The following is a 25,656-nucleotide window of genomic DNA, read 5'->3' as shown; positions in this document are numbered from 1 at the left end:
CATCTAGCCGAGACTACGCCCCATCTGGCCGAGGCAGCGACTCATCTAGCCGAGACTACGCCCCATCTGGCGGAGGCAGCGACCCAGCCCGCCCATGCTGCGTCCCATCTCGCCGAGGCATCAACAAACATCGAAACGGGGCAGCATGAGGACAAACGAAATAATAGAAACAATCAAATCGAACTAGGTGAACGAATGGAACGGGACACACAAACCGAACGAGACGAACTAGGTAATCAAACCGAACAAGGTGGACGAATTGAACGGGGTACACAAACCGAACAAGGTGAACGAATGGAACAGGGCACACAAACCGAACGAGGTACACAAGCCAAACGAGTGAAACAGATGGAACTGTCCGTGCATGTGAATAATGCGGCCCAAGCGCGAGCAGCGTTTGAGGGAGGGGCGGATCATGTTTACCTGTCGGGCGATGTGTTCGAGCCGGACCGTCCGTTTACGAAGCAGGAGATTAAGCAACTGGCAGCGATCAAAGGGAAAGCCAAGCTGTATTTGGGTCTGCCGCGCATGATGACCGAGCTGCACTTTGAGCTGTACGACGGGCTGCTGTCCGGTGAGCGGCTGCCGATCGATGGCATACTCGTGACGAACCTGGGTGCAATCCATAAATTCGCCTCCAAGGGATATCCTCTTGTGGGCGATATCAATTTGAATATTTTCAATCATTTATCCTCGGAGATGTATGCAAAGCTTGGCGTAGAACGGTTTACGGCTTCCATTGAGCTCCCGCTCCATGATTTGACCAAACTGTTGGGAAATGCGGCTGCTCCAATGGAGGTTGTCGTTCACGGCTCCCCCGCCCTGATGTATATGGAACATGATTTATACAAGAACGCCGAGGTGTTTGAGCCGATTGCCGAGGAGGACAACCGGTACGTCGATAACCGCATCCTGGTGCTGATGACCGACAAGGGAGAGAATCCAGTCTACCGCGACGTCCATGGCCGATGCCATTTGATGCTGGCCAAGGAACTGTGTTTGTTGCCTGTGGTGAAAGAACTACAGGACGTTGGTCTGTCCGTTTGCCGGATCGAAGGCTCGACCTATCAGCCAGAGCAGTTGCGTTCGATCGTTAGCGTTTATAGAGCCGCGATAGAGAAGCCGGAAACTGCTGGTGAGCTGTTTGCCGGAATGACCCCGGTCTACGCGGGATATACGCTGGGGGCGCTGCAATTCGACGGCGGTGCAGCGAACCAGCCTGCCGCTGCGGAAGGAGCCCCGGAAGTGGAGCAAGTGCAAGAGAAAGAGAAAGAGAAAGAGAAAGAGAAAGAGAAAGTACGAGTGCAAGTGCAGGTATAGGAGTAGGAGTAGGAGTAGGAGTAGGAGTAGGAGCAGCTCAAGAGCAAGTACGCGAGCAAGTAAAAGAGCGGTGCAGCGCAAGAAAGTGGAGATGTAAGAGTAGGAATAGGAATAGGAGTAGGGTAGGAGCAAGCGGGGGCAGGTGTAAATACAGAAGTAAGTGTTGGTGTAAGTTTAAGAGAAGTCCTAAGTGTGGGTGTAGGTTAGGAATAGAGTCAAGTGCAGGAGCAGCTCGAGTGCAAGTAAGTGAGCAAGTAAAAGAGGGGGGCAAGCGCAAGTAGAGCTCGATTCAAGGATAGGGCTGATGAGCCTGCCCAAAACCTTCAAAATAACTGGATTATACGCATTTAAAATAAGGGTTTTTATGATCAAGGGAAGGTTAGCTGGATTTGATGTAGTTAAATCTGGATATTTTCATCTGTTATTCCAAGGGCTCAGTTTTAATTACAAGAAATCCAGTTAAAGTGCCGCTTAATCGTAGATCTGCATTTTTAAGCGCCATAAATACAGTTAAACATTTTATTTATGTTGTCTAAATTGTTTAGTTTGTCTATATTGTCTGTTTTGTCTACTAGTAAGATTTTGCCTCCAAAAGAAAAGGAGTTGACACAATGGTGCGATACAGCGGACCAGATCATATACTTCAACAACGTCAGCAGTACTTCTACCCTTGCACGAGTCATTTTTACCGTATTCCGCCGCAAATCGTAAGAGGGGAAATGCAGTATTTGTACGATCACGATAAACGGAGGTATACGGACTTTTTTGCAGGGGTATCCGTCGTAGCTTGCGGGCACTGCAACCCGGATATCACCAAACGTACGGAGGAGCAGCTGAGAACGCTGCAACATACGTGCACCATATATTTGACACAGCAGAACGCCGACTTGGCGCAGCGCATGGCCGAGGTGCTGCCTGGCGATTTGAAACGCACTTTCTTTGTGAACAGCGGTTCAGAGGCCAATGAAGGCGCTCTGCTTCTGGCCCGTCTGCATACGGGAAAAAGAGGCTTCATCGCGCTGGAGCAAGGGCTGCACGGCCGCACCTATTTGACCATGAGCGTGACGGGCCTGCGCATGTGGCGGACCGATCCGCAGCTGGAGGCGGATCGTGACGTGACGTTCATTCCCCGGCCCTATGAACGGGGAATGAACGGCGACGAGGCGGCACAGCGCTCCCTCGCTGCCCTGAAGAAGACGCTCGAGAAGAAGGGCGGCGAAATCGCCGCCATGATCGCCGAGCCGATCCAGGGCAACGCGGGCATTATCGTGCCGCCAGCAGGGTATTTCGCCGAAGCGAAGGCGCTGCTGCAGCAGCACGGCGTGCTCTTGATCGCGGACGAGATCCAGACCGGCTTCGGCCGGACGGGGGAGATGTTCGCGATCGAGCACTACGGCGTGCAGCCCGACATCGTCACGATGGCGAAGGCGCTCGGCAACGGCGTGCCGGTTGCCGCATTCGCCGCGACGGACGAAATCGCTGCCAGCTTCAACCGGCCTTCGGCGTCCACGTTCGGCGGCAACCCCGTGTCGGCGGCAACCGCGCTGGCGGTGCTCGACTATATCGAGACGCACCGATTGGTGCAGCGCTCTAAGCTGCTTGGGGGCATCCTGCAGGAAGGCCTGCGCAGCTTGGCCGCTCGCTTCCCAGACGCCATCACGGAGGTGCGCGGAGCCGGCCTGATGATCGGAGCTGAGCTGTGCGGGGACGATACGGCGCGCGGCGCGACATTGGTGGACGATGTGTTGGAGTTGATGAAGAACAAAGGATTCATCATTGGCAAAAACGGCTTGGATCGCAACGTGCTGGCTTTTCAGCCGCCGCTTGTCATTACGGAGGAGGATGTCGAGGGCATGCTGACCGCTTTGGAGGAGACGCTTCGCTCCTTAATGAGATGAATTGCGATGAGCCTTTATCAATTCCGGACTCCCATTTCGTAGTTTCGAATAGATGAAGCATAAAATTGAATGAAGATTAACTTTACAATTTAATCATTACAATTAGGCCCTCCAATTTGATTTTCCAATTTGACTTTTGCATTTTGATATCATTTGACTTCTGCATTTTGATATCTTTTGATTTTTGCATCAATCTCTGTACTTGAACTTTTGCAAATTGATTCTAAATGGGATGATGCTTTTGTGTTATAGAGTGTCATTTTTGAATAGGGTAAGCGGGAAGTGGGAGCGGCCAGCCACTTAAAGGACGGTACGGTACCTGCCACCAGCCGCCTGCTGCATCAAGGGAGTGTGGATGTTATGGATTACGCCCGCAAAGTCGGGGCCAAAATCAAGCTGTACAGTGAACTGGTCATGTTCTCGCATACTTTATTCTCGCTGCCCTTTGCCATCATATCGATGGTTTGGGCAGCGAACGGGCTGCCGCCCGCGCGTGTCATAATATGGGGGCTGGTTGCCCTGGTCGCTGCGCGCAACGGAGCCAATGCCTTTAACCGCGTCGTGGACCGGATATACGATGCCCGGAACCCGCGAACGGCGCACCGTCATTTGCCGCAAAAACTGCTGGAGGCGAAGGAGGTTCTGCTATTCGTCACAATCAACTATGGCATCTTTATCGCAGCCTCCGCGATGCTGAATCCGTTGTGCTTCCTGCTCTCTCCAGTGGCGATATTCTTGATCTCGTCGTACTCCTATACGAAGCGCTTTACATATTTAAGCCACTTGTATTTGGGATTTACGATCGCTTCCGCGCCGATTGGCGCCTGGTTTGCGGTGACCGGCAAATTTGCATTTACGCCGTTTGTGCTCGGAACGATCGTTATGCTGTGGATCGCTGGATTCGACATCATCTACGGTTCGCAGGACATCGAATTTGACCGAAATCATGGCCTGTGGTCGATACCAAGCTATTTCGGCCTGAAAAACGGTCTGCGCATCGCCGCGGCGCTCCATCTGCTGATGGTTCTGCTGCTGCTTGCCCTCATCCCTCTGCGGGGGCTCGGCTGGTCCTACGGCATCGGGATTGGCATAGCCGTCATCCTTCTGCTAGCAGAGCATCGCATCATTAAGCCAGGCAACCGGCAGGTGATGAAGGTCGCTTCCTACAACCTGAATCAGGTGATCAGCATCGTTATTTTATTTACCACATTAATTGACTTCTTTATTTAATCTTTATCAAAATTATTTTCAAAAAAATAGCGCAGCTAGCCATGTATTTAATAATTTGATGAATTTGTGTTATTTTCCACCCTGGCTTCAGTTGTTTTTGGGATTTGTAATCTGAATCACAAAACCCCTCATTCAGTAGTTTTATCCTTGAATTGTCTAATGGAATGGAAGGAGAGAACGCTGATGAAGGGGAATAAAGCTCAAAATTCATTTTTGAAGGGGATTCTGATTTTTACCCTGTTAATTAGCTTTACTGTACTGATTGCCGGAGGCTTCTGGATTTTTAAGACACAGGCTCCAACCCCGTTGAAAGTAGTCGACAGCAAAGGGACAGTGTTGACGACGCGGGAGCAAATTACTGGCGGGCAAGCAGTGTTTCAAAAATATGGACTCATGGATTATGCGACTGTTCTGGGTCATGGCTCTTACTTGGGTCCGGATTTCACGGCGCAGGCCCTTAAAATCGTTGTGGATGGCATGCACGACGTACATGCCGAGACTGATTATGGCAAGTTATTCGAGGAGCTTAGCAATGATGAACAGACCTTGATCATCAAGAAGGTCAAGCTGGAAATGAAGCAAAATCGCTATGAGAAAAATACTAAAGAGCTGGTTCTAACCGACGGCCAGGCAGAAGGACTTAAACGCGTACGGGCATATTACGACAAGGTTTTTACAGAGGGCGATGGGCTCGGAATTAAGCCGAATTTGATCGAGGATACGTCGATGCCGGAGCAAGGCCGGGCATATGTTGCGCCTGGGGATATGCGCCAGCAAATTTCCGACTTCTTCTTCTGGACGGCCTGGCTGTCCGGAACGAACCGTCCGGGCGATACGATTACCTATACGAATAATTGGCCCTATTTTGAAGAAGCGGGCAATACGATGTCATACTCTGCCGTACTGTGGAGTGGTGTAAGTGTGACGCTGCTCATTCTTTTTATCGGCCTGATTTTGTATTTTTATAACCGATACCGTCTTTATATGCACGAGGCTTATGAAGCGAATAAATTTCCGGTGTTTGATTTGGATAAAATGCCACTAACAGCCAGTCAGGTAAAGACGGGAAAGTATTTCCTCGTCGTCGTCCTGCTGTTCCTGATCCAGGCTGGATTAGGCGGGCTTCTTGCCCACTATTATATTGAGCCGAATGGCTTTTACGGGCTGAACTGGCTGGTTGAGCTGTTCCCATTCAACATTGCTAAATCATATCATTTGCAATTGGTCATTCTGTGGGTAGCTACCGCTTGGCTGGGGATGGGCATTTACGTGGCGCCGCTGGTAGGAGGCAAGGAGCCTAGACGGCAGGGCCTGTTAGTGGACATTTTATTCTGGGCGCTCGTTGTGTTGACCGCCGGCAGTACGATTGGGGAATGGTTTGGCGCCAAAGGATATCTCGGTAACTCCTGGTTCTGGTTTGGTCATCAGGGCTGGGAGTATTTGGAGCTGGGCCGCTTTTGGCAGGTTGTACTTGTTATTGGGATGGGCATTTGGCTGTATATCGTTTTCCGAGCTATTCGCAGCGCTCTACGCAAGGAGAATGATAAAGGCGGACTGACACATTTACTGTTCTACTCTTCCATCGCCGTACCCTTCTTTTATATATTCGCCTTCTTTTTTAATCCATCGACTTCATTTACTTTTGCAGATTATTGGCGCTGGTGGATTATCCATTTATGGGTAGAGGGGATATTCGAAGTATTCGCCGTCGTCGTCATCGGCTTTCTTATGGTCCGCATGAAACTGGTCACTAAGGAATCGACTGTGCGCGCCCTGTTATTTCAGCTGATCCTGCTGCTCGGCAGCGGTGTGATCGGGATCGGGCATCATTATTACTATAACGGCTCCGCTGAAATTTGGATCGCTTTAGGTGCGGTATTCTCAGCGCTGGAGGTCATTCCGTTGACGCTGCTTATTTTGGAGGCTTATGAGCAATACAAAGTGATGAAAGAGGGCGGGCATGCGTTCCCGTATACTTCGTCTTTCCGTTTCCTGATCTCCACGGCAGTTTGGAACCTGCTCGGTGCTGGTGTGCTTGGTTTTCTGATTAACCTTCCGGCGGTAAGCTACTTTGAACACGGGTCCACTTTGACTACCGCTCATGCGCACGGTTCGATGATGGGAGTCTATGGCATGTTTGCGATCGCGGTGCTCCTTTATACGTTACGGAATATCGTCAAGCCGGATCAGTGGAATGATAAGCTGCTGCGGCTCTCCTGCTGGGGCTTAAATATTGGATTGACGGGGATGATTGTCATTACTTTGCTGCCAGTGGGCTTTATGCAGCTGAAGCATGCATTTGACTTCGGATTTTGGGCGGCCCGGGACTATTCATTTTATGAGCAAGGCCCTGTACATTTGCTGCTTTGGCTGCGGATGCTCCCGGACACGGTCTTTATTGTTGCGGGTATTGTGCCGCTCGTCTATGCGGTGATACGCTCCATGCTGCACTTGCGAAAGCCGAATGTGGCTGAAGATGAAACTTTTGAGTAGCTAATAGAGGAGCGGAGTGTAGGCAAAACCTACATGAGCACCGGAAGGACCGGCTGAATTCAAGATTCGATGCCGATTTTCACCTTGGTGCAACTACGTGCTCAAAAGATGTCTTTTTGAACAACCTCTCAAATCAAGTTGAAAAAGACAAATTTTCAGCACCGAGAAGGTTGAATGAAGATAGGGACTGAGGAGCGGAGTGTAGGCAAAACCTACATGAGCACCGGAAGGACCGGCTGAGTTCAAGATTCGATGCCGATTTTCACCTTGGTGCAACCACGTGCTCAAAAGATGTCTTTTTCAACAACCTCTCAAAAGGAAGTGTTCTTATGGAACTATCGGCGGAAACACTCCGCTCAATCCCGATACTACGCGACATAGGGAGGGAGGGGGCCGAGAAACTTTGCAGCGCCGCAATCCCGCGCGGGCTGCCGCGAAGAACGACGGTGATCCGTGAAGGGGAAGAGGTTAAGGCCGTTTATTTCATTTTGCAAGGGCTGGTTAAAACGTTTCGAACGGATGAAAAAGGCAATGAACAAATCTTTTCGCTTTTAAAATCGAAAGAAATGTTCCCGCTGACTTGCCAGTCTGATGGGACTTTGCATTCCGTTAGTGCAGTAACCGTCACAGATACTAAGCTACTGGCCATCCCGAGCAAATTATGGGAGCAAATCATTACTGGTTCGCCGGATGTTGCGGTAAAAATGGTGGAACTCATGAGCCATAAAATTAAGGAGCTGCAGGATAAGCTGCAGCGTTTCTCCCAGCGCAGCGTGGAAGAGCGCGGAATTGCATTTTTAATTGAGCTGTCCGAGCACTTCGGTGTTGAACGTGAAGGTATGGTTTGGATTCCCGTGCCCATGACCCATCAGGAATTGGCCAGCACGATCGGCTTCGCCCGTGAATCGATAAGCCGCCTGCTGATCAGCCTGCGCCGAGAGGGGATTGTACAGATGAATCGGAATGGCTTCGTCGTCAGAGACTTATTTGCTTTGAAGGAAAAAATATGCGTAAAGGAAAACTGTGCCCATTGCCGGGAATTATTGCTGGGGAAGCAAGGATAGGGGCAGGGATTAGGAACAGAAGCTGACGCGATAAAAAAACAATAGCTCTTTTCCCTATGCGGGAGGAGAGCTATTGACGTAAATGGGAACGGGTTTATTTTTTCACCGTTTTACCGTTTCACCGTTTTGTTATAGTTGCCGATTTTGTCCGTGATCGCTTTGGCGGCATCGTCCAGCGCCTGTTTTGTGGATTTGCTGCCGCCGAGAGCTTCTTCGATTGCGCTCTCCACGATTTGCCTGGCCTCCGGGAATACGCCCATAACCGCTCCCTGCGTTGCCAGGCTCGGCTTGCTGGCATGAAGCTGATCGACCGCCGTCTGGAATTGTGGATATTTGGCCAAATTGTCCTTCACGATCTGCTCGTCGTAAGCCTTCTTTGTGATCGGGAAGTATCCAGTCGCGATGTGCCATTTGGCTTGCGTCTGCGGCTCGGCGAGGAACTTGATGAATTCCCAGGCAGCCTGCTGCTCTTCGTCCGGCTTATTATTTAATACCCACAAGCTTGCTCCGCCGATAATAACACCGCCATCGGAGCTGCCGTCTGGCTTAGGAAGGAACGCAGTACCTACCTCGAATTTGTCTCCCACACCATCCACAATGCCCCGCAGCCCTGCCGTAGAATCGAGCGTCATGCTGATCTGTCCGGCAACGAAGGCTTTCTTTGTGTCATCGGTTTTACGTCCAAGATTGATAGCGGCCTGGCTGTCGACAAGACTTTTCCACCATTCTAGCGTTTTCACGCCGGCTTCTTCGTTGACTAGGGAATTAGTTGCCGCAGCGGTACGGCCGTTGCCGTTGTCGACGTACTCCGCCCCTTGGTTCGCAAAAAACTGCTCCATAAACCAGCCGTAAATGGCGAAGGAGGCCGGGGCTCCGTTTTTGCTTAGCGCCTCGGCTGCCTTTTTCAACTCCTCATAAGTGGCTGGAGCTTTTTCGGGATCAAGCCCTGCGGCTTTGAACAAGTCCTTGTTGTAGTACAAAATCGGGTTCGAAGTATTAAAGGGCATGGAGTACTGTTTGCCTTCGAACGTATAGTAATTCATAATATTTTCTTCCAAATGACTGAGATCGTAGTTCTCTGCATCGATGAACTGCTGCACCGGGGTTATGGCACCAGAATCGATCATGAAGCGGGAGCCAATTTCATACACCTGAATGAGAGACGGGCCTGATTTGGAGTCCATCGAGGCTTTCATTTTGTTCAAGCTCTCATCATAAGTACCCTGGAAAATCGCTTCAACTTCCACCTTGTCCTGGGAGTCATTGAAATCGGCCACAAGCTGATCCGCCGCTGTACCGAGTTCGCCGCCCATCGAGTGCCACCATACGACCTTTGTTTTGCCGGCCGGGGCGGAATTCGCGCCATTCTTCAAATTGCCGGAACCAGCTGCGTTGTTGGCCGAAGCTTCTCCGCCTGTACTGGCCCTCGAATTTGCTCCAGCCCCGCCGCAGGCGGACACAAGCATGGATAGCAGCAAAATCGTGGTCAGCAAAAATGAGTACTTAAGCTTGAACGGTTTCCGTTTCATTTGGTTTCATCTCTCCCTCTTGATCTTCATTAGTTTATTTGGCGTAAAAAACGCCGGAAAATAACATCATGTATAATCATCCGTCTATGAGACGGTTGTTACTGTTGTTATTGTTGTTTTGCTGTGTGCAGCGTTTGCTGTGATCAGGATCAAACTTCACAGTGCAAGTTATCCGAGTACGGTTGGTTAGATAGGCATACGGGAGGTTTACCTGTCATCTCAAAAGCGAATCCTTGTTTGGAAGCATGCCTTGCTCAAAAGCAATTCCTTGTGCATAAGCTATGCCTTGCTCAAAAGCTATTTTCTGCTCAACAGCTATTCACCGCTCAAATATTACCCCTTGATCGCCCCGGCCGTTAACCCTCGCACAAGCTGCTTGAGCCCGAGGACGATGAGCAGCAGGGAAGGAAGCAGCACGAGCGCGACTCCGGCAAGAACGACGTTCCAGGCAGTCATTTCCTCAAATTGCAGCATGCTGATGCCGATTTGCACGGTGCGCATGTTGGCGGTGTTCGTAATGAGCAGCGGCCATAAATAACTGTTCCACGTGTTCAGGAACACGTATACCGCCAGCGTTGCCAAGCCGGGCCTGGCCAGCGGCAAAACAATGCCGGCGAAGTAGCGCGTATGCCCACAGCCGTCGATGCGTGCTGCCTCGAACAGCTCCCGGGGCAACTGCAGGAAAAATTGCCGCAGCAGAAATACGCCGAAGGCGGAGGCGAGAAAGGGGAAGACGAGACCCGGGTAAGAGTCGAGCCAGTTCCAGGACTTGATCAAGAGAAAATTCGGGATCATCGTCACTTCCCAAGGAATCATCATCGTCGATAAAAAGACGGCAAACCAGAACGCCTTTCCGCGAAAGGCGATGAAAGCGAAAGCATAAGCCGCCAGGCTTGCCGTAACGAGCTGCCCCAGCATGACGAGCGTCGAGACGAGGAAGCTGTTGGCGATAAAACGAAACACCGGGATTAGCCGGACAACCGCCTCTATACTGCCCAAATACAAGCTGGACGGGAAGAGGGCCGGGGGAAATTGGCTCGTCTCTTCCGGCGTCATGAATACCGAGAGAAAGGTGTAAAGCAGCGGATAGAGAATGAACAGCGACAGCAAGCACAGGAAGAAATATATTGAGCCGTGCCGCAGTGAACGGGACAAAACAAATCCCATTTTTATTCCTGGCGTCATTGATAATGCACCTTCTTTTCCAAAATGGTGAACTGTATGAGCGTCAAAGCCAGAATGAGCAGAAACAGGATGATAGCCATGGCGCTTCCCGTACCGAATTGGTAATTGACGAAGGCTTCCTTGTAAATGGAATAGACGAATACTTCGGTCGAGCCCGCAGGGCCGCCTTTCGTCAAAATATGCATTTGCCCAAACGCCTGAAACGAACCGATAACCGAGACGATGAGCAGAAAGAATAGTGTAGGCGACAACAAGGGCAAAATGATGCGGATAAACGTGCGGAAAGGTCCTGCGCCGTCCACTTTGGCACTGTCGTACATATCCTCGGGAATGCCTTGCAGGCCGCTGAGCAGGACGATGAAATTAAAGCCGGAATTCATCCAAATTGTCATGACGGAAATCGAGAGCAGCGCCCAGCGCGAATCGGTCAGCCATTGTACCGCGGGAAGTCCCGCCAAATCGAGGAAGTAATTGAACATGCCCAGCGTAGGATGGAACAGCATCATCCAGATGACTGCCGAGGTGCTGACCGAGACGGCGAGAGGAAGGGAGAATATAAACTGAAACAGGCTCATCCCTTTGAGGCGGGAATGAGCGAGCGCAGCCATGATCAGGCCGAGGGCAAGCCCGCCCGGAACGGTGAGCAGCACGAACTTTCCAGTAACCTCCAGGCTGTTCCAGAACTGGGCGGAGCCCAAAAGCTGCTTGAAATTGTCCAGCCCGACGTAAGCCGCGATATTGCCCCGAGGGTCAGTCAGGAAGAAGCTGAGGTATATCGATTTAACGAGGGGATATAAGAGAAATAGACCGAAAATTACGATGGATGGAGCGAGAAAAAGATAGGCCAGCGCATGCTCTTTCAAGCTTGCTGAGATTCGTGCCCTATGTATGGGTTTGTAAGGTGAGGTGGGTATCGCGGCAGAAGCTGGCGCGTTTCTGGCTGTGGTGTTCAAGGCTATTCCCTCCCTGGCGAATCAATTTTATGGCTAAATATCAATCTCAGTTTAGACGGGGGGGATTAACACGGCATCAACGCCGGGTTAAACGCCTGTTAAATTTTTGGGAGAGAACTTCCACCTGTTACGAACCTAAGCTGGCAAGCCATCCTCTACGGCGTGAACGTAAGCGCTCGAACGAGTATCATTCAAGGAATTTGGGTACAACAGCGATTGCAGCAACATTTTACGTACTTGCCTTTGCCGCGCATTCAATTTTATAGTTCAACTTATATAAATGGATTTTTAAATGGATTTTTGGCAGTTAGTTGTTGTGGGAAGTAGGGGAAAGCAGATTTAAATGTATTTCATGTCATTAAAAGAAGGGGGAGGCCCATCATAGGCTGAATTTTTGATTTTAGATACATAAAATCTATCTAATCCGCTGAAACATTCGTATAGAGCATAATTAGATACATGAATTACATTTATCATCCAAGAAATCTGGGTACAGCAGCGATCAAAGGAATATTTACGTACTTGCCCCGCATTCATTTCGATAGTTCATCTTATATAGAAATATCTGAATGTCTAAGGAACGAAAAAATACCGAAACATCTAAACATCGAAATATCTAAATATAGAAGATGGAAATATAGAAAATGGGGATACCAAAATATGGAGGATAGAAATATAGAAGATAGAAATATAGAAGATAGATATATAACCTCAAACGAATATTGAAGATATCTGAGTAAATTTAACGGGAAATACAACAAAAGGCGACCAAAAAAAGAAGGCATCCGCCCCATAATGTGGGAAATGACACCTTCTTTTTGAGCTGGACTATACCGACTCTTGAAAAAAGCCAGTTCTTCAGTGGCCCCATCCATGACGAGAAGTGTCTTCTTATGAATTTAGTAGAGAACCTGAGAATTATTTCTCACGGCCGCCAAAGAAGCTGAGCAGCGCCTGCAAATCCCGGTGGGCCGGATAGCCGCTTAACCGATCGATGATTTGCTGCGCCTCGTCCAAATATTGCTGGCTTAACGCCTCGGTTTGCTGAAGCGCCCCGCTGCTTTGGATCGCGTCGATGACTTCGCTTGTATATTCGGCCGGCGTGTGCGCGCCGATCGACCGGATTCTAAGCGCAAGCTCCTCATCCTGCAGCGCGAACAGAACGGGAAGCGTCACTTGACCGCTGCGCAGGTCGCTGCCCGCAGGTTTGCCAAGCTTCGCCGAGGACTGGGTGAAATCCAAAATGTCGTCGCGAATTTGGAAGGACATGCCCAGCTTCTCCCCGAAGCTGTACAGTAAATCCGCTGTTTCCTCGTCCGCTGCGGCTGACAGCGCTCCGATTCGCAGGCAGGCTGCCATGAGCTGGGCGGTTTTATTTTTCGATTTCTCCAAGTATTGCTCTATCGTTACGTCGTAATCGAACAGATGAGATAACTGCTGATATTCGCCCAAGCAGAGCTGCGTCGTAACCAGAGAAGAGAGATCGTAAGCATAGCGTTCGCGATCGGCAGAATAGGCGGAGATCAGTTCGATCACCCGGGCCGACATATAATTGCCGACGTGGATCGCCCGGTTGATTCCGAGCTTGATATGCATCGCTGTGTCGCCCCGGCGAACCGGAGAGTCGTCGATGACGTCGTCGTGGATCAGGGAAGCGGCATGAATGAATTCGGCGGCAGCGGCCAACCGCCATGCCTTGCGCTCGTCAGGCGCGGAGCCGAAGCGGCTTCCCACGATCACCATTAGTGGACGTACCCGCTTGCCGCCTGAGCGAATAAGTTCGAGAATGCTGCGGGCCAGCTCTGAGGAGCGGGGAACATCCTTGTCAAACTTCACCATATTCTCGATTTCTTTATCTACCGCTCTAAGGGAGATGCCAAGCTGTTCATTCAGGTTCATCCTGTTCCCCTCCTCGTTAAAAGTGGCCGCCTAACGCCTAAATTGTTAAATGGCTTCGCGGGTATTGTTGCGATGATGCTCCAGTCGGAGAAATATCTCCATTCCTTTAATAAGCCGTTCATCTTCAGGTTGGCCTTCTACCCGTTTAATTTGAATTTGCTTAACAACAGGAGCCAAATGGGCAAGGAAATCAAATTCCTCAAAGCGCAGGCAGAGCTGCACGTATAAGCTATATAAGTAATCGCCGTCCAACACTTTACGAGTAAGCACGTCACCGGGTTCCAACTGATTGCAATTTTGGTGACGCAGGAGAGCGAGATTGATTGCGATGTAAATGGAGAGCAAACGAGCTTGTCGTTGTGCTGTCATATCATATTCAGAGAGAAGAAGGGCTGCAGGCCATACGTCTTCTTCTTTTAAATGAAGGATAATGCCGGTTTCGGGCGATATTTCGCCCTGCAATAAATGAAAAGCATCTTGAATGAGCGCAGTAATCATAAGAAACACTCCTTAACAAGCAAGTAGGTTGCAGGGAATTTCGCACCGGTGTCGGCGGCTTAATCTCCTTTGCGAATCATTACAGTGATTGAAGAGCAGATAAAGATTGAAGAGCAGATAAAGATCGAAGAACAGATATAACTTAAATGTTTAATTGTTAAAAATCAGAGTAATGTGCAGCAACCGCACATTACTCTGGATTTAAGAGGTCAATAACTGATGTGCAGTTTTAGATAACTAATCCGTGTAAAGATACCATCTGCGTACGAGTGGTATTCTCTTCCAGTGCTTTTTCAGCCAAGGCAGTACGTAGTAATCCAGTCCGAACATGCTGCCGGATCCGCCAATCAGTGCTACGCCAGCTGTCATGTACCAGAGCATTTCGCCCGAAGCCATGCTGGACGACCAGATCATGATGCCCAGAGCTACAGTGACAATCGAAGATACTGCAGTGAACAGGCCGACGATGAGCAGAATTCCGATAACAATCTCCGCAAACACCATGCCGGTCTGGAATACGGAGGCGAGCCCGGTATAGCCGCCGTCGGAAGTATAGAAGAAGAGACCCATAAACCAGTTCACCGTATCGGTAATGAAGCCTGGTACTGGCAGTGCTGTAACAGCGGTAGATGCGCTCTCTACTGCGGATGCTGCCGTTTGCGCGTCGACGGTTGTCGTAACGGCCTGTGCCGCTTCACTTGCTGCCGATATCGCGTCGCCGGCATTCGGAGGCGCCGGAATCAGAAAGATGTCGGATGGGTTCTTCAACACTTTAGGCAGCTTGTCGAGACCTTCCTGCAGCCATTTGTAACCGACGAATACCCGAAGCGGCAGCAGCCAGAAGTTAGGCGAGCGCTTGGAGAAATGGCCGCCTACGAAGCTTCGGCGATTGTTCACGTGGAAAAACTCATGCATCATATAAGTCCATACTTTATTGAAGCCTACTACCGTGAACAGATAATACATATTGATCAAGTGCTTGCAGAACATTGCGAAGAATCCGCTGACCATGAACATTTTATTCGGCATTCCTACATTCGCTACGCCGTAGCGGCTGCCGATGCAGACCATCGTTCCATGGAAGCCTGGTTTGTAGGATTTCTGCGGCTTGCCTTTGATAACTGCATGAATGTTACGGGCTATGAGCGGTCCCGCTTGCTCGGCGTTCTCAACCATTTGCGGAACAGGACGGGTCTCGCCTTCCGGGATGTAGTAGATGTTGTCCCCAACGATATATACATCCTCGTGATCGACACTTTGCAGCTTGTCATTGGTGACAATCCGTTTGCGGCCTTCCTGCTGAACGTCCAGCTTGCCTACCAGCTCGGAGCCTTCTACACCAGCTGTCCAGACGATCGTCGCCGCTTCGAGTTCCTTCTCTCCGAGGAGGACGCTCGATTTTGTAACGCCGGTAATTTTAGCACTCGTCACGATTTCGACGTTCATTTTATTCAGGCGTTTGACCGCCTTGTCGATCAGCTTGTCAGGCAGGATGGGCAAAATTTTCGGCGCCATATCCGCTACGACGAGGCGAACCTCGCTTTGATCGATGTAGAACTCCTTGCACAACTCGTCGCGGAATTCGGCAAGCTCGCCTATGAGCTCTACTCCAGTAAAGCCAGCTCCGACGACGACGAAGGACAGTTTCTTCTTACGGATCGCTGGGTCCGTCTCTTTGGCGGCCTCGCTGAACATGCGGCGAACCTGTTCCTTTAGTCTAACGGCATCCTCGTAGGACCATAAGGTCATCGCATGCTCCTCAGCACCTGGAATGCCGAAGAACGTTGGTTTACAGCCGGTACCGATAACGAGGTAGTCATACTTGTAAGTGTGTTTCTTGGAGCGCAGCTCCTTGGATTTAAAATCAATGTTGTCGATGTAGTCCAGGACGACATCGACTTTCTGTCCTGCGAAGATTTTCTTCAATTCAATTTGTATGGAATCTTCAGGCGCCCGGTTTGCCGCGACTTCGTGCAATTCCGTGAGCAGTGTATGGTACGGGTTCTTGTCAATGAGCTGGATTTCGACGTCTTTGTCTTTTTTGAACAGTTTGGCCAGGTGCTTCGACGTGACGACACCACCGTAGCCGCCGCCAAGAACAACTATTTTCTTCAACATATTCACCTTCTTACTTTAGGCTGGTAATCAATGGAGATACAGTAGCTTAGCTGCTAAACCAGCTGCATTTTTTTGTAGGAGCCGCTGCTCAAGCAGAGATGTTCACTCTCTAAGCTGGAATTACTGCTTAAGCAGCGGCGGATAATTCAATAAGATGGGGCTGCTGCTTAAGCGGCGATGATTACTTCGCTTGTTCTAAAGCTTTAGCCGTAAGATCAAAGTACGATTTCAAAGTAATGGATACACCAGAAACAGCATCGGTTTTACCTGCATCATCAAAGCTTGCAGCGGCTGGATCTTGTTTCTCAATCAAGTATTGCTCGGCTTTGGCTGCTTGCTCATGCCACTCAGCTTGCGCGCCGCCGTTGGCAACCATGCCGTATTTGCCGTCGATGGAGTTTTGTTTCTTGTCTTCGCCGGCTTCGTTTACGCCGCTGAAGTTCACTCTAACGATATTTCCTGCGGATACGATCACGTCAACGGTTTCTTTCCAGCCGGATTTCTCGGCGAATTTTTCTTCTTCGGCGTGGTAATTACCGTCTTTGTAAGGCCCTGGTTGGATTGGACCTGCAGCTAGCGCTTGATCAGCAAGGTCGAACAAGTCGTTAACGTGAATGGATACGCCGGAAATGGCATCTGTTCTGCCTTCAGCATCAAGGGTTACCGCCTTTGTGTCTTGCTTCTCGATGAGGAAAGCGACCGCTTTGGCTGCTTGCTCATGCCACTCAGCTTGCGAGCCGCCTTTGGCAACCATGCCGTATTTGCCTTGCTCGGAGTAAGTAACTTTGTCTACTGGAACTGTTGCGTTGGTGCCATTCCAGTCTACGTCGGTGATTTTTCCGCCTTCCACTTGCAGCTTCACGAAATACTGCCAGCCGGATTTTGGATCTTCTTTACCCAGTGCGAAGTAGAGACCGTCCTGGAATTTGCCCTCCGCAGAAGGAGCTTCAGCAGCAGCGTTCGTGGAGCTGTTCTCGGTAGCGGGAGCGTTGTTTGCCGGCTCCGTCTTGTTGTTAGCTTCATTTTTTGCCCCGCAACCTGCGAGAAGGCCTAGCAGCAATGCGCTGCAGAGAAGAATGGATGCTTTTTTCATGTTAAATGACCTCCAAAAGATAAAATTGTATATATTAAAATGTGAACCATTTTAATAACGTAGGGGCTATATAATTAAGGAAGTTTCAGGATTCCTGAAGCCTTGGAAAAAGAGGAAATCCTTTGGTTTGAGGAAAGCTTATCATATAAATAAAAGCATATATGTGAAATAAATCACTTACCCTGTGACAAAAAACATCCTGCAATAAAATGAAGAAGGGATGAAGCTTGATACATCGCGTTTGTAAGCGATTACTTAGATTTTAAAATATTTTTTTTAAATATTATGAAAAAAAGCAATCTTTCCCGGAAAAGATATTTGACCTGTTGAAAAACGGAAAAAGGTGTCAAATTTACATACTTTTGTGCCGATAATGATGTAATATAGCATCCATAATTTCCTAGTTGAAAGGGATGAATATTCTATTGTCTGTATACAAGACATTTTTTTCTCGGCTGATGCTTGATTATGTGGCAGGATTGCTCGTAACAGTACTTTCGATTGGAGGTATTCTGGCCTTCACGCTTATGGATAAGCAGCTGGATTATCCAAGGAGCGAGTACACCTGGCTGTATATTGTCATGCTGCTGTCCGTTACATTGATGAGTTTCTTGGAATGGGAGATTTTTAGAAGGCAAATCAAACCGGTTCGAATGGCATTTTATCAGAAGATCGAAAGCTTTCCTACAATGCAGACGATTTATTTAAGGACCCACCGCTTACCTGCACTGACCGTCAAAAGAATTCTTGGCTCCCATTCATTGGGCTTGGCTGTACCGGCATTGACCTTAACTATGCTGCTTAAGTCCACTGGCAAACTATCGATTCCTGTGTATGATATAGCGATGACCCTGCTGGGAGCAGCGCTCGTTACTGGCATGCATGCGTTGATCGTGTTTTTTCTAACCTCCCATTACATTCGACCGGTGCTGCAGGAGCTGCATATCCGATCGCTGTATTTGTTCGGCAGAGAATTAAACCTAGGGGGCAAGGTGCTTATTACGATTAAACGCAAGCTGAGATGGAGCTTCTTTCTGATAGGTGCATTCCCGCTCCTGCTGTACAGTCTGTTTATGCAATTTCGGCTGGAAGATTGGAATATCGATCACTATACATATTGGAAATGGGCCGGCATCGTATTATTGATTGGGCTTAGCTTTGCTTTTGGCGGCTCGCGCCTGCTGACCCGGGAAATTGAAGAGCCTATACAGCATTTATTCGAAAGAATGGCGGAGGTGAAAAACGGCCATCTGCGGACGGATGCGGGCGATCTGTTCTCGGATGAGTTTTCCCGGCTCGTTTCCGGTTTTAATCACATGCTGCGCGGCATCAGAATTCAGTCAGCCCGAAATGATCAATTGGTTGAAAGCTATTTTGCAACGTTAGCGGCAGCGCTTGACGCTCGTGATCCCTACACGGCCGGCCATTCTTTACGGGTAGCTGAATACGCTGTTCAAATCGGCATTTTGGCCAGACTGCCCAAGCATACTATAGATCAATTACGAAAAACGGCACTGCTTCACGACATTGGAAAAATGGGCATAAGAGATGCTGTGCTGCTGAAGGAAGGGCGGCTTACCGAGGAGGAATGGGTTCAAATCAAGGCCCATCCCGTACTTGGCGAGGCGATTTTGAAGCAGATTGAGCCTGCGGATGAAATGGCTGCTTTTTTGCCAGGTGTTCGTTCCCACCATGAGCGCTACGATGGCACGGGATATCCCGACGGTCTCAAGGGAGAGGAGATTCCTCTATTTGGCAGAATTATTGCCGTTGCCGATGCTTTTGACGCGATGACATCGGATCGGCCCTATCGTAAAGGCTTAGATGTTAATACAGCAATCGCTATTTTGGAGAAAGGACAGGGAACGCAGTGGGATCCGTATTTTGTAAGCTTGTTCACTGAAGCTTTTCACGAAAGAAAATCGTTGTGATGCTTCCAAGTCCTGCTTCATGTTAATATGGTGAAGAACAAAGGACTGCAAACAGTTCCAGACCTTATTAGCACATAAATAAAGTAGGTGGGAACAGATGGGGCTTGGAAATTCATTCATAATGAATTTAGGAATGCTGGTCATGGTCGCCTACTTGGCGAATGTGTTATATAAGTACTGGTTCACGGCAACGTCACGGCGCATAAATTATATTTTATCTGTACTATTAATGATATTTTCAGGCTGGATTTGCATGAAATTCGGCTTCAAATTAAGTGACAATGTTATTTTTGATCTGAGATTCGTACCGCTGCTTATTGCTACGGCTGTTTACTCGCAGCCGATTACCCTTGTAGTAATTGGTCTTGGAATCGGACTCGCCCGGTTTACTTTGGGATTTACTGATGCAGCGTTCGCCGGCTTTCTCAATCTGACGATACTAGGGATCGTTTGCGCCGGAATCAACATTTGGATGAGAAGAAATGATTATCGCTTTACTTTAAAAGCATTGATCGCAATCGTAATTGTAAATGTGGTAAACACGGTGAATATCGCGGTGTTTGGCGTGCTTCCTTTTAAGCAGTATATGCTGGAAATTATGCCTTATGTCCTGCCGCTCAGCTTCGGCTTAAGCATTGTATTTTCGATGATACTACGTGACTTTCAGTTGGATCGGCGCAAAACATTGGATTTGAAATATGCCAACCATGTGCTTCTTGAGCAGACGGCTGAGCTGCAAAAGGCACAGCGTGTGCTCGAGGAGAAAAACAAGCAGCTGGCCCTCGCTTCCCAGTATAAATCGGAATTTCTGGCGAATATGTCCCATGAATTAAGAACCCCACTGAACAGCATTATTAATCTGGCGCAAATCATTTCCGAGAATACCCCAAAGGAAGAGCATTCGGCGGATTATGCCCAAATCATTCATAAGTCGGGGCAGGAGCTGCTGCAGATTATTAATGACATTCTTGATTTGTCCAAGGTCGAAGCGGGAAGGCTGGAGATTTCCGAGGAGGAGGTCAACGTGCTGGAGCTTCCGCAAATGTTATATTTGCAGTTCGAGCAGACCGCCCGGCAGAAGGGGATTAACTTCGAAATCAAAACAGCTCCTCATTTGCCGGCCACGATTTCGTCCGATCCGCAGCGTATCGGCCAAATTTTACGGAACCTGCTGGCTAACGCGTTCAAGTTCACCGTTGAAGGCTATGTCACACTGGAAATATACCGGGCAGAGCCGGAGGAGGCGTTGCCGGGAGATTACATCGTGTTCGCTGTAAAGGATACCGGGATTGGGGTTCCTGCGGACAAGCATACGGTGATCTTCGAAGCGTTTCATCAGGCGGACGGTTCAATCAGCCGCAAGTATGGAGGAACCGGCCTCGGATTGCCGATTAGCAATCATTTGGCCCGCCTGCTCGGCGGATTCATTGCCATGAGGAGCAAGGAAGGCGAGGGGAGCGAGTTTTTACTGTACCTGCCCCTGAATAGGGAGCAAGCTTCCGGCGCTGGCTCTCTGTCTCTGGCTAAACATAATGTCAAGATTGCCGGAAAAGAAGTATCAGGCTAAAATTTATAATGTAATCGTATAAGGAAGGTTGGGATTTGCAATGGAAAAGCAAGCATTATCAACGAAAGCAGCACCCGGAGCTATCGGTCCATACTCGCAGGGGGTAGTTGTCGGCGATTTGGTATATACATCGGGGCAGCTTGGCCTCATTCCGGAGACAGGTCAATTGGCAGAAGGCGTAGAGGCGCAGGCCAGTCAGGCGTTAAACAATGTCAAGGCGATTCTTGAGGCGGCTGGAAGCGGGCTGGAGAAGGTCGTAAAGACAACCGTGTTTCTTAAGGACATGAATGATTTCGCCAAAGTAAATGAAGTGTACGGTTCTTTTTTCGAGGAGCCTTATCCGGCGAGAAGCGCTGTGGAGGTCGCCCGCCTGCCTAAGGACGGTCTGGTGGAGATCGAAGTGATTGCGCTGAAATAGCCTGATTTATTTGTAAAATGTGGTTTGTTGGTAGAAAAATAGGCTGTTTGCTAGAAAGAAGATCCACCTGCATTTCCGAGGCATCATAGCTGGAAGTGTAAGTGGTCTTTTTTTGTGAGAGAGGGTCAACAAATCTAATCTCTTTCACGCGCACGCATTAACATAATCCAAAACGCATATAGCAGTAAAATGAACGCGAGAATTCCCGCAGCCATGCTCAAGCTGGATAAATTTCGATGCTCCAGTGCGATGGCGGCGTAAGCCCACACGAACATCAAGGGCAGCACCCCGTCGCGAGGACGCAGCGTTATGGCGATGGCGGCCACAGTGCCGATGACCAGCAGGGCAATACCTGTTATGGATGGAGCAAGCTTTATTCCGCTTCCCGTGTAGTATAGGATGACGGCAAGGTTAACTAGCGCAGCAACGCAAATCCATCCGAAATAAATGCTGAACGGCAAACGTATAAACCAGGTTTCACCCATTGTTGGAGAGTAGATAAAGCGGGTTTTGGCATAAATGACAGCTAGAGATATGAGGAGGGCGGTCATTGCCGCCATGGACAATCCGAGATATTGATACTGCCATAGGACAACCCAGGCTATATTACAAACACAAGATAGGATGAACCAATAGCTTATAGCCAGAACGGAGTTTCGTTTACCGGTGATGCTGCGAAACTGATAAATGATATAGCAGGCAAGCGAAAGATAGATAAAGGACCAGATCATAAACGCGTATCCTGGCGGTGTAATCGCCGTGTAATATTTATTCGATAATTGCCCCGTAGTCATCCCGCCTAATGGAATGGACATGGCCAGGAAATTAACAATGAGAACAGCGAGGAAGAACAGCGCGTTCCACCAGCGATATTTATTGTTCCGAAACATGTGATAACCTCCTACAGCGCACGTTTACTAATTTTTTTACAGCCCAGATACATTGGCTTATTTGCAGATCTCAGTCTGCGAAGGTTGAGTGACTTATTAGTTGAGTTACTTATTATATGAATATACCCATTTGAAGCGAATGATATCAGGCCAAGAGCGCATATGTTATCATATTTATGGTAAGCAGGTGAACAAATTGCCGTACTATGCCCGTGGAACGTTTGGAAGCCCCTGTTTTCTGGGCAAGATGTAGCGAGAATGCAAGCTTCAGAAGACTGGTTCGTCAAGTATGTGGAAGTTTAATCAGTTAGAGATACAATCAGAAATGACGGGAGATCATCATGAATCAACGTCTTTATGCGATATGGCTTGGAGAGGTATTGTTTTGCTTTTCCGGGGAAACATCTGAACCTAAGGTGGATGCATGGGCAGCCGCACTCAGGCGATTGGAGCTCACTGGGGGACAGCGTCCATTTCAGCACGCAGCCCTTCGTTTGGCTGAAGTGCGTTATCCGGCAGCTTCGGGGCGAAGCGCTTTCAAGGCAGGCGAGCGCAGAGCACTGATCGGCCGAACGCAGGAAGGGCTGGCCCTGTCTGTGCAACAGGCCTGGCCTCTGCTCCTTTCCTGGGATGATACAGAGATAAGGAAGCAGGATATTCAGCCCGGCATGGAATTAAATTACTGGAGCAAGGCAGCCAGGTTTTCACTTGAACTCATGCTGCGGGGACGGATCGTTCCTGGGATGATAGAGGTGCCTTTGACCGGAAATCGCCGTCCGAAGGGCCTGGCTTCGGCCCGCGCGCTTTGGGGACCCGACCTGCAAGATCCTTACGATGAAGAGCGGTTCCGGCAGCTGGCGGGAAGCATGCCGCCGATTTGTCTTTCTGCCGTTCAGTACGGTGTTGGACAAGAGGAGGATATCGAGTCCAGACAGTTGTCAGTTCTACACTCTTTTATGAGCAGGATGATCGATGATCAAGCCCGCAAAGCGATCACCGGCCTCGGAAGGAAGCTGAATGCCAGTCGTGCGGATTACCGCCGGGGCAGTTCTCCGCTATCTGAATTGTGGTGGAATGGTCTGCTTGCCGGAGTGCCGCTTGCGGATATTCAGGGCAGTGCGGAGGAACTGGCGGAGCTTCGGGAAAATATCGGGAACGCAGGAGGAGGTCAGCCGAGGGCCCCACAGGAAGAGAACGAAGACGCCGGCTTGAATGCCGGAACCTTCCGCTTTTGTCTCCGGCTTGAACCGAGTGCGGTGGAGCTTTGGGCTTTGCCGCCCCAGGAGCGCAGTCAAATCCAGGAGCAGGGTCATGTTCAGGAGAACGGTCCTGTATTGGAATACGGTCATGGCCCGGAACATAGTCATCTAACGGAACAGCCCGGGCCCGCCGCTCCGTTTTGGCGGCTGTCATTTTTGGCGGAAGGCGTTGAGGACCCGAGTGTGCTGCTTTCGTACGGACTTCTATGGAGCTATCCGGAGCGCGAAATTGAGATTTTTGGCAGGATGTATCACGATGTCGCAGGTAATTTACTGCTCCGTTTAAGCAAGGCGGCTAAAGTGTCCGCTGCCGTGCGCGAGGGGATGAGGCAGCCGCGTCCAGAGGGGGTCCTGCTCAGGCCGGAGCAGGTATATGCTTTTCTTAGTAAAGAGGTAAGCCAGCTCCGCAAGTATGGCGTAACAGTGCAAATGCCTTCGCGTTTGACGAAGGAAGGCCGCCGGACCACCGGAGTCAGAATCAAGGCGGCAGGCGGAATTGCAGCCCCAAAGCTTAGGTCGAAAGAGGCTCCGCAATTAGGCGTGGAGCAGCTTGTGGCCTATGAAGCGGAAGCCGTGCTAAGCGGAAGTGTGATTAGCGAAGCAGAGCTGAATGAATTGGCGGCCTCCCGGTCTCCGCTCGTTTTTTTTCGCGGGGAATGGATTGAAATAGATATGAAGGAAATACGTCAAATGCTCAAGTTCATGAAGCGGCATGGGACAGGACAAATCACTTTCCGTGAGTTCATGCATCTGGCTTCTGAGGAAGAGGGGGACATCCGTTGGGACGGTCTGCGGGTAGAGCAGGTAGAGACTACGGGAATGCTCGCAATGTTAATGGAAGGTCATCCGGAGTGGGAACTGGGTTTTAAGCCAATACCCTCATCGCTGCACGGAACGCTTCGGCCGTATCAGGAACGGGGCTACAAGTGGCTGGCCATGATGCGGCAATACGGATTCGGCGCACTGCTTGCAGACGATATGGGGCTTGGGAAAACGATTCAAGTCATTACAGCGCTGCTGGACGGAATAGACAGCGGGACGGTACTCATCATTTGTCCCACTTCATTGTTAGGTAATTGGCAGCGGGAGTTGTCGAGGTTTGCTCCCGAGCTCAGGCTGTATATGCATCATGGCAGTCACCGGCTTCACGGGGAGGAATTCCGGAAGGAGTCTGGCAGGAAAAATGTGGTACTGACCACTTATCCGCTGGCCGGGCGGGATATGAAGGAGCTGCAGTCTGTTGAATGGGCTTCTATTGTGCTGGATGAAGCGCAGTATATTAAAAATTATGGCACAAAGCAGGCGCAAAGCGTTATGAAGCTGAAAGCACCACATCGCATCGCGATGACCGGAACCCCAGTTGAAAATCGGCTAAGCGAGCTCTGGTCTATTTTTCAGTTTCTTAATCCGGGCTATCTTGGTTCCCATAGTTCATTTAAGGCGCGTTATACGGGAGGCGGCGAGCAACAGCCGGCTGAACTGACGAAGCTTCGCAAGCTGGTGGCTCCTTTTTTAATGCGCCGGTTGAAGAGCGATCCGGACATTCGCAAAGATTTGCCGGATAAAATCGAGCTGAAATCCTATTGTGCGCTTATGCCCGTACAGGCGGAAATGTATCGCGAAGTGACGGAGGAATTGATGAGCCGGATTAGCGAAAGTACGGGAATCGCCCGCAAAGGCATCGTGTTGTCTTCACTTACCCGCCTGAAGCAAATTTGTAATCACCCGTTGCTGGTAAAAGGAGCGAAAGGCTCCAGGCTGCGGGGGGAAGGCTCCGGAAAAATGGATCGCCTGTTCGAACTGCTCGATCTCATCATCGACAATAATGAAGCAGCGCTCATTTTTACGCAATATGTTCAGATGGGCGAGCTGCTCTGCTCCGCGCTGGAGCGGAAATATGGCGTGGTCCCTTCATTTTTGCACGGGGGCGTAAGCAAGAGCGAACGCGATCGTATGGTGGCGGATTTTCAAGAGGGTGACGGCTCTCCATTCTTTGTCCTGTCACTGAAAGCGGGGGGCGTAGGCCTAAATTTGACGCGGGCCAACCATGTGATTCATTATGACCGCTGGTGGAATCCAGCGGTGGAAAATCAGGCGACAGACCGGGTATTCCGGATCGGCCAGAAAAGAAATGTAGAGGTGCACAAGCTGATCTGCCAAGGGACGCTGGAGGAGCGGATAGACGAGCTGATCGAAAGCAAGCGGGCATTATCGGAGCAGGTTGTCGGTTCTGGAGAGCAGTGGCTGACTGAAATGTCTAACGAGGAACTGCAGCAATTAATTTCTTTGCACGCGGAAACTTAAGGAAGGT

At 49.8% G+C, this 25,656-nt stretch carries 17 protein-coding genes; 9 read left to right on the top strand and 8 right to left on the bottom strand.

Going from position 1 to position 25,656, the window contains the following annotated elements; genetic code table 11:
* The 5 genes from G358_RS29235 to G358_RS29230 all read left to right on the top strand — a co-directional run.
* Nucleotides 1-1,320, top strand: a 1,320-nt coding sequence (locus tag G358_RS29235) for a peptidase U32 family protein (protein ID WP_205621501.1), incomplete at its 5' end; no start/stop codon positions are given.
* A gap of 611 nt (nt 1,321-1,931) precedes the next feature.
* Nucleotides 1,932-3,218 (top strand): aspartate aminotransferase family protein, encoded by a 1,287-nt coding sequence (locus G358_RS0100660; protein WP_019635264.1) that lies wholly within the window; start codon nt 1,932-1,934, stop codon nt 3,216-3,218.
* 360 nt (nt 3,219-3,578) lie between these two features.
* Nucleotides 3,579-4,448 carry a UbiA-like polyprenyltransferase gene (locus G358_RS0100655; protein ID WP_019635263.1) on the top strand — a complete coding sequence of 290 codons (870 nt, stop codon included), beginning with the start codon at nt 3,579-3,581 and terminating at the stop codon, nt 4,446-4,448.
* A gap of 159 nt (nt 4,449-4,607) precedes the next feature.
* Complete coding sequence (locus G358_RS0100650) at nt 4,608-6,941, top strand: nitric-oxide reductase large subunit (RefSeq protein WP_026341978.1); 2,334 nt, start codon at nt 4,608-4,610, stop codon at nt 6,939-6,941.
* Between the two features lie 329 nt (nt 6,942-7,270).
* Complete coding sequence (locus tag G358_RS29230) at nt 7,271-8,005, top strand: Crp/Fnr family transcriptional regulator (RefSeq protein WP_019635261.1); 735 nt, start codon at nt 7,271-7,273, stop codon at nt 8,003-8,005.
* A 110-nt stretch (nt 8,006-8,115) separates the two neighbouring features.
* Here the strand turns inward: G358_RS29230 and G358_RS0100640 are convergent, their stop codons facing one another.
* The 7 genes from G358_RS0100640 to G358_RS0100610 all read right to left on the bottom strand — a co-directional run bounded on the left by G358_RS0100640 (nt 8,116) and on the right by G358_RS0100610 (nt 17,280).
* Nucleotides 8,116-9,534, bottom strand: a complete 1,419-nt coding sequence (locus G358_RS0100640; protein WP_019635260.1) for an ABC transporter substrate-binding protein — start codon at nt 9,532-9,534, stop codon at nt 8,116-8,118.
* 333 nt (nt 9,535-9,867) lie between these two features.
* Nucleotides 9,868-10,719 carry a carbohydrate ABC transporter permease gene (locus G358_RS0100635; RefSeq protein ID WP_019635259.1) on the bottom strand — a complete coding sequence of 284 codons (852 nt, stop codon included), beginning with the start codon at nt 10,717-10,719 and terminating at the stop codon, nt 9,868-9,870.
* Complete coding sequence (locus G358_RS0100630) at nt 10,716-11,633, bottom strand: carbohydrate ABC transporter permease (RefSeq protein ID WP_240479913.1); 918 nt, start codon at nt 11,631-11,633, stop codon at nt 10,716-10,718. Before G358_RS0100630 ends, G358_RS0100635 begins: the two co-directional genes overlap by 4 nt.
* A gap of 957 nt (nt 11,634-12,590) precedes the next feature.
* On the bottom strand, nt 12,591-13,571 hold the full coding sequence (locus G358_RS0100625; RefSeq protein WP_019635257.1) for a polyprenyl synthetase family protein: 981 nt from the start codon (nt 13,569-13,571) through the stop codon (nt 12,591-12,593).
* Between the two features lie 45 nt (nt 13,572-13,616).
* Complete coding sequence (locus G358_RS0100620; protein WP_019635256.1) at nt 13,617-14,069, bottom strand: hypothetical protein; 453 nt, start codon at nt 14,067-14,069, stop codon at nt 13,617-13,619.
* A 237-nt stretch (nt 14,070-14,306) separates the two neighbouring features.
* On the bottom strand, nt 14,307-16,184 hold the full coding sequence (locus tag G358_RS0100615; RefSeq protein ID WP_026341976.1) for an FAD-dependent oxidoreductase: 1,878 nt from the start codon (nt 16,182-16,184) through the stop codon (nt 14,307-14,309).
* Nucleotides 16,185-16,368: 184 nt separating this feature from the next.
* Nucleotides 16,369-17,280: a hypothetical protein gene (locus G358_RS0100610; RefSeq protein ID WP_019635254.1), complete on the bottom strand. Its 912-nt coding sequence runs from the start codon at nt 17,278-17,280 to the stop codon at nt 16,369-16,371.
* Nucleotides 17,281-17,705: 425 nt separating this feature from the next.
* Here G358_RS0100610 and G358_RS0100605 point away from each other — a divergent pair, with 425 nt between their 5' ends.
* The 3 genes from G358_RS0100605 (at nt 17,706) to G358_RS0100595 (ending at nt 21,196) form a co-directional block, all read left to right on the top strand.
* Entirely contained in the window at nt 17,706-19,211 is a 1,506-nt protein-coding gene (locus G358_RS0100605) for an HD-GYP domain-containing protein (RefSeq protein WP_019635253.1), read from the top strand.
* Between the two features lie 97 nt (nt 19,212-19,308).
* Complete coding sequence (locus G358_RS0100600; protein ID WP_019635252.1) at nt 19,309-20,778, top strand: ATP-binding protein; 1,470 nt, start codon at nt 19,309-19,311, stop codon at nt 20,776-20,778.
* A gap of 40 nt (nt 20,779-20,818) precedes the next feature.
* The gene (locus tag G358_RS0100595) at nt 20,819-21,196 is read left to right on the top strand and encodes a RidA family protein (RefSeq protein ID WP_019635251.1); all 378 of its coding nucleotides are present in this window, start codon (nt 20,819-20,821) and stop codon (nt 21,194-21,196) included.
* A gap of 134 nt (nt 21,197-21,330) precedes the next feature.
* Here the strand turns inward: G358_RS0100595 and G358_RS0100590 are convergent, their stop codons facing one another.
* Nucleotides 21,331-22,086, bottom strand: a complete 756-nt coding sequence (locus tag G358_RS0100590) for a tryptophan-rich sensory protein (protein WP_019635250.1) — start codon at nt 22,084-22,086, stop codon at nt 21,331-21,333.
* A 341-nt stretch (nt 22,087-22,427) separates the two neighbouring features.
* On the opposite strand from G358_RS0100590, the gene G358_RS0100585 reads away from it, so the two are divergent.
* Entirely contained in the window at nt 22,428-25,649 is a 3,222-nt protein-coding gene (locus G358_RS0100585) for a DEAD/DEAH box helicase (RefSeq protein ID WP_019635249.1), read from the top strand.
* The last annotated feature ends 7 nt before the right edge of the window (nt 25,650-25,656 follow it).

It is taken from the genome of Paenibacillus fonticola DSM 21315 (assembly GCF_000381905.1).
Lineage (GTDB): Bacteria > Bacillota > Bacilli > Paenibacillales > Paenibacillaceae > Fontibacillus > Fontibacillus fonticola.
The sequence above is the reverse complement of the archived record's forward strand: the minus strand, read 5'-3'. Positions and strand labels throughout refer to the sequence as shown.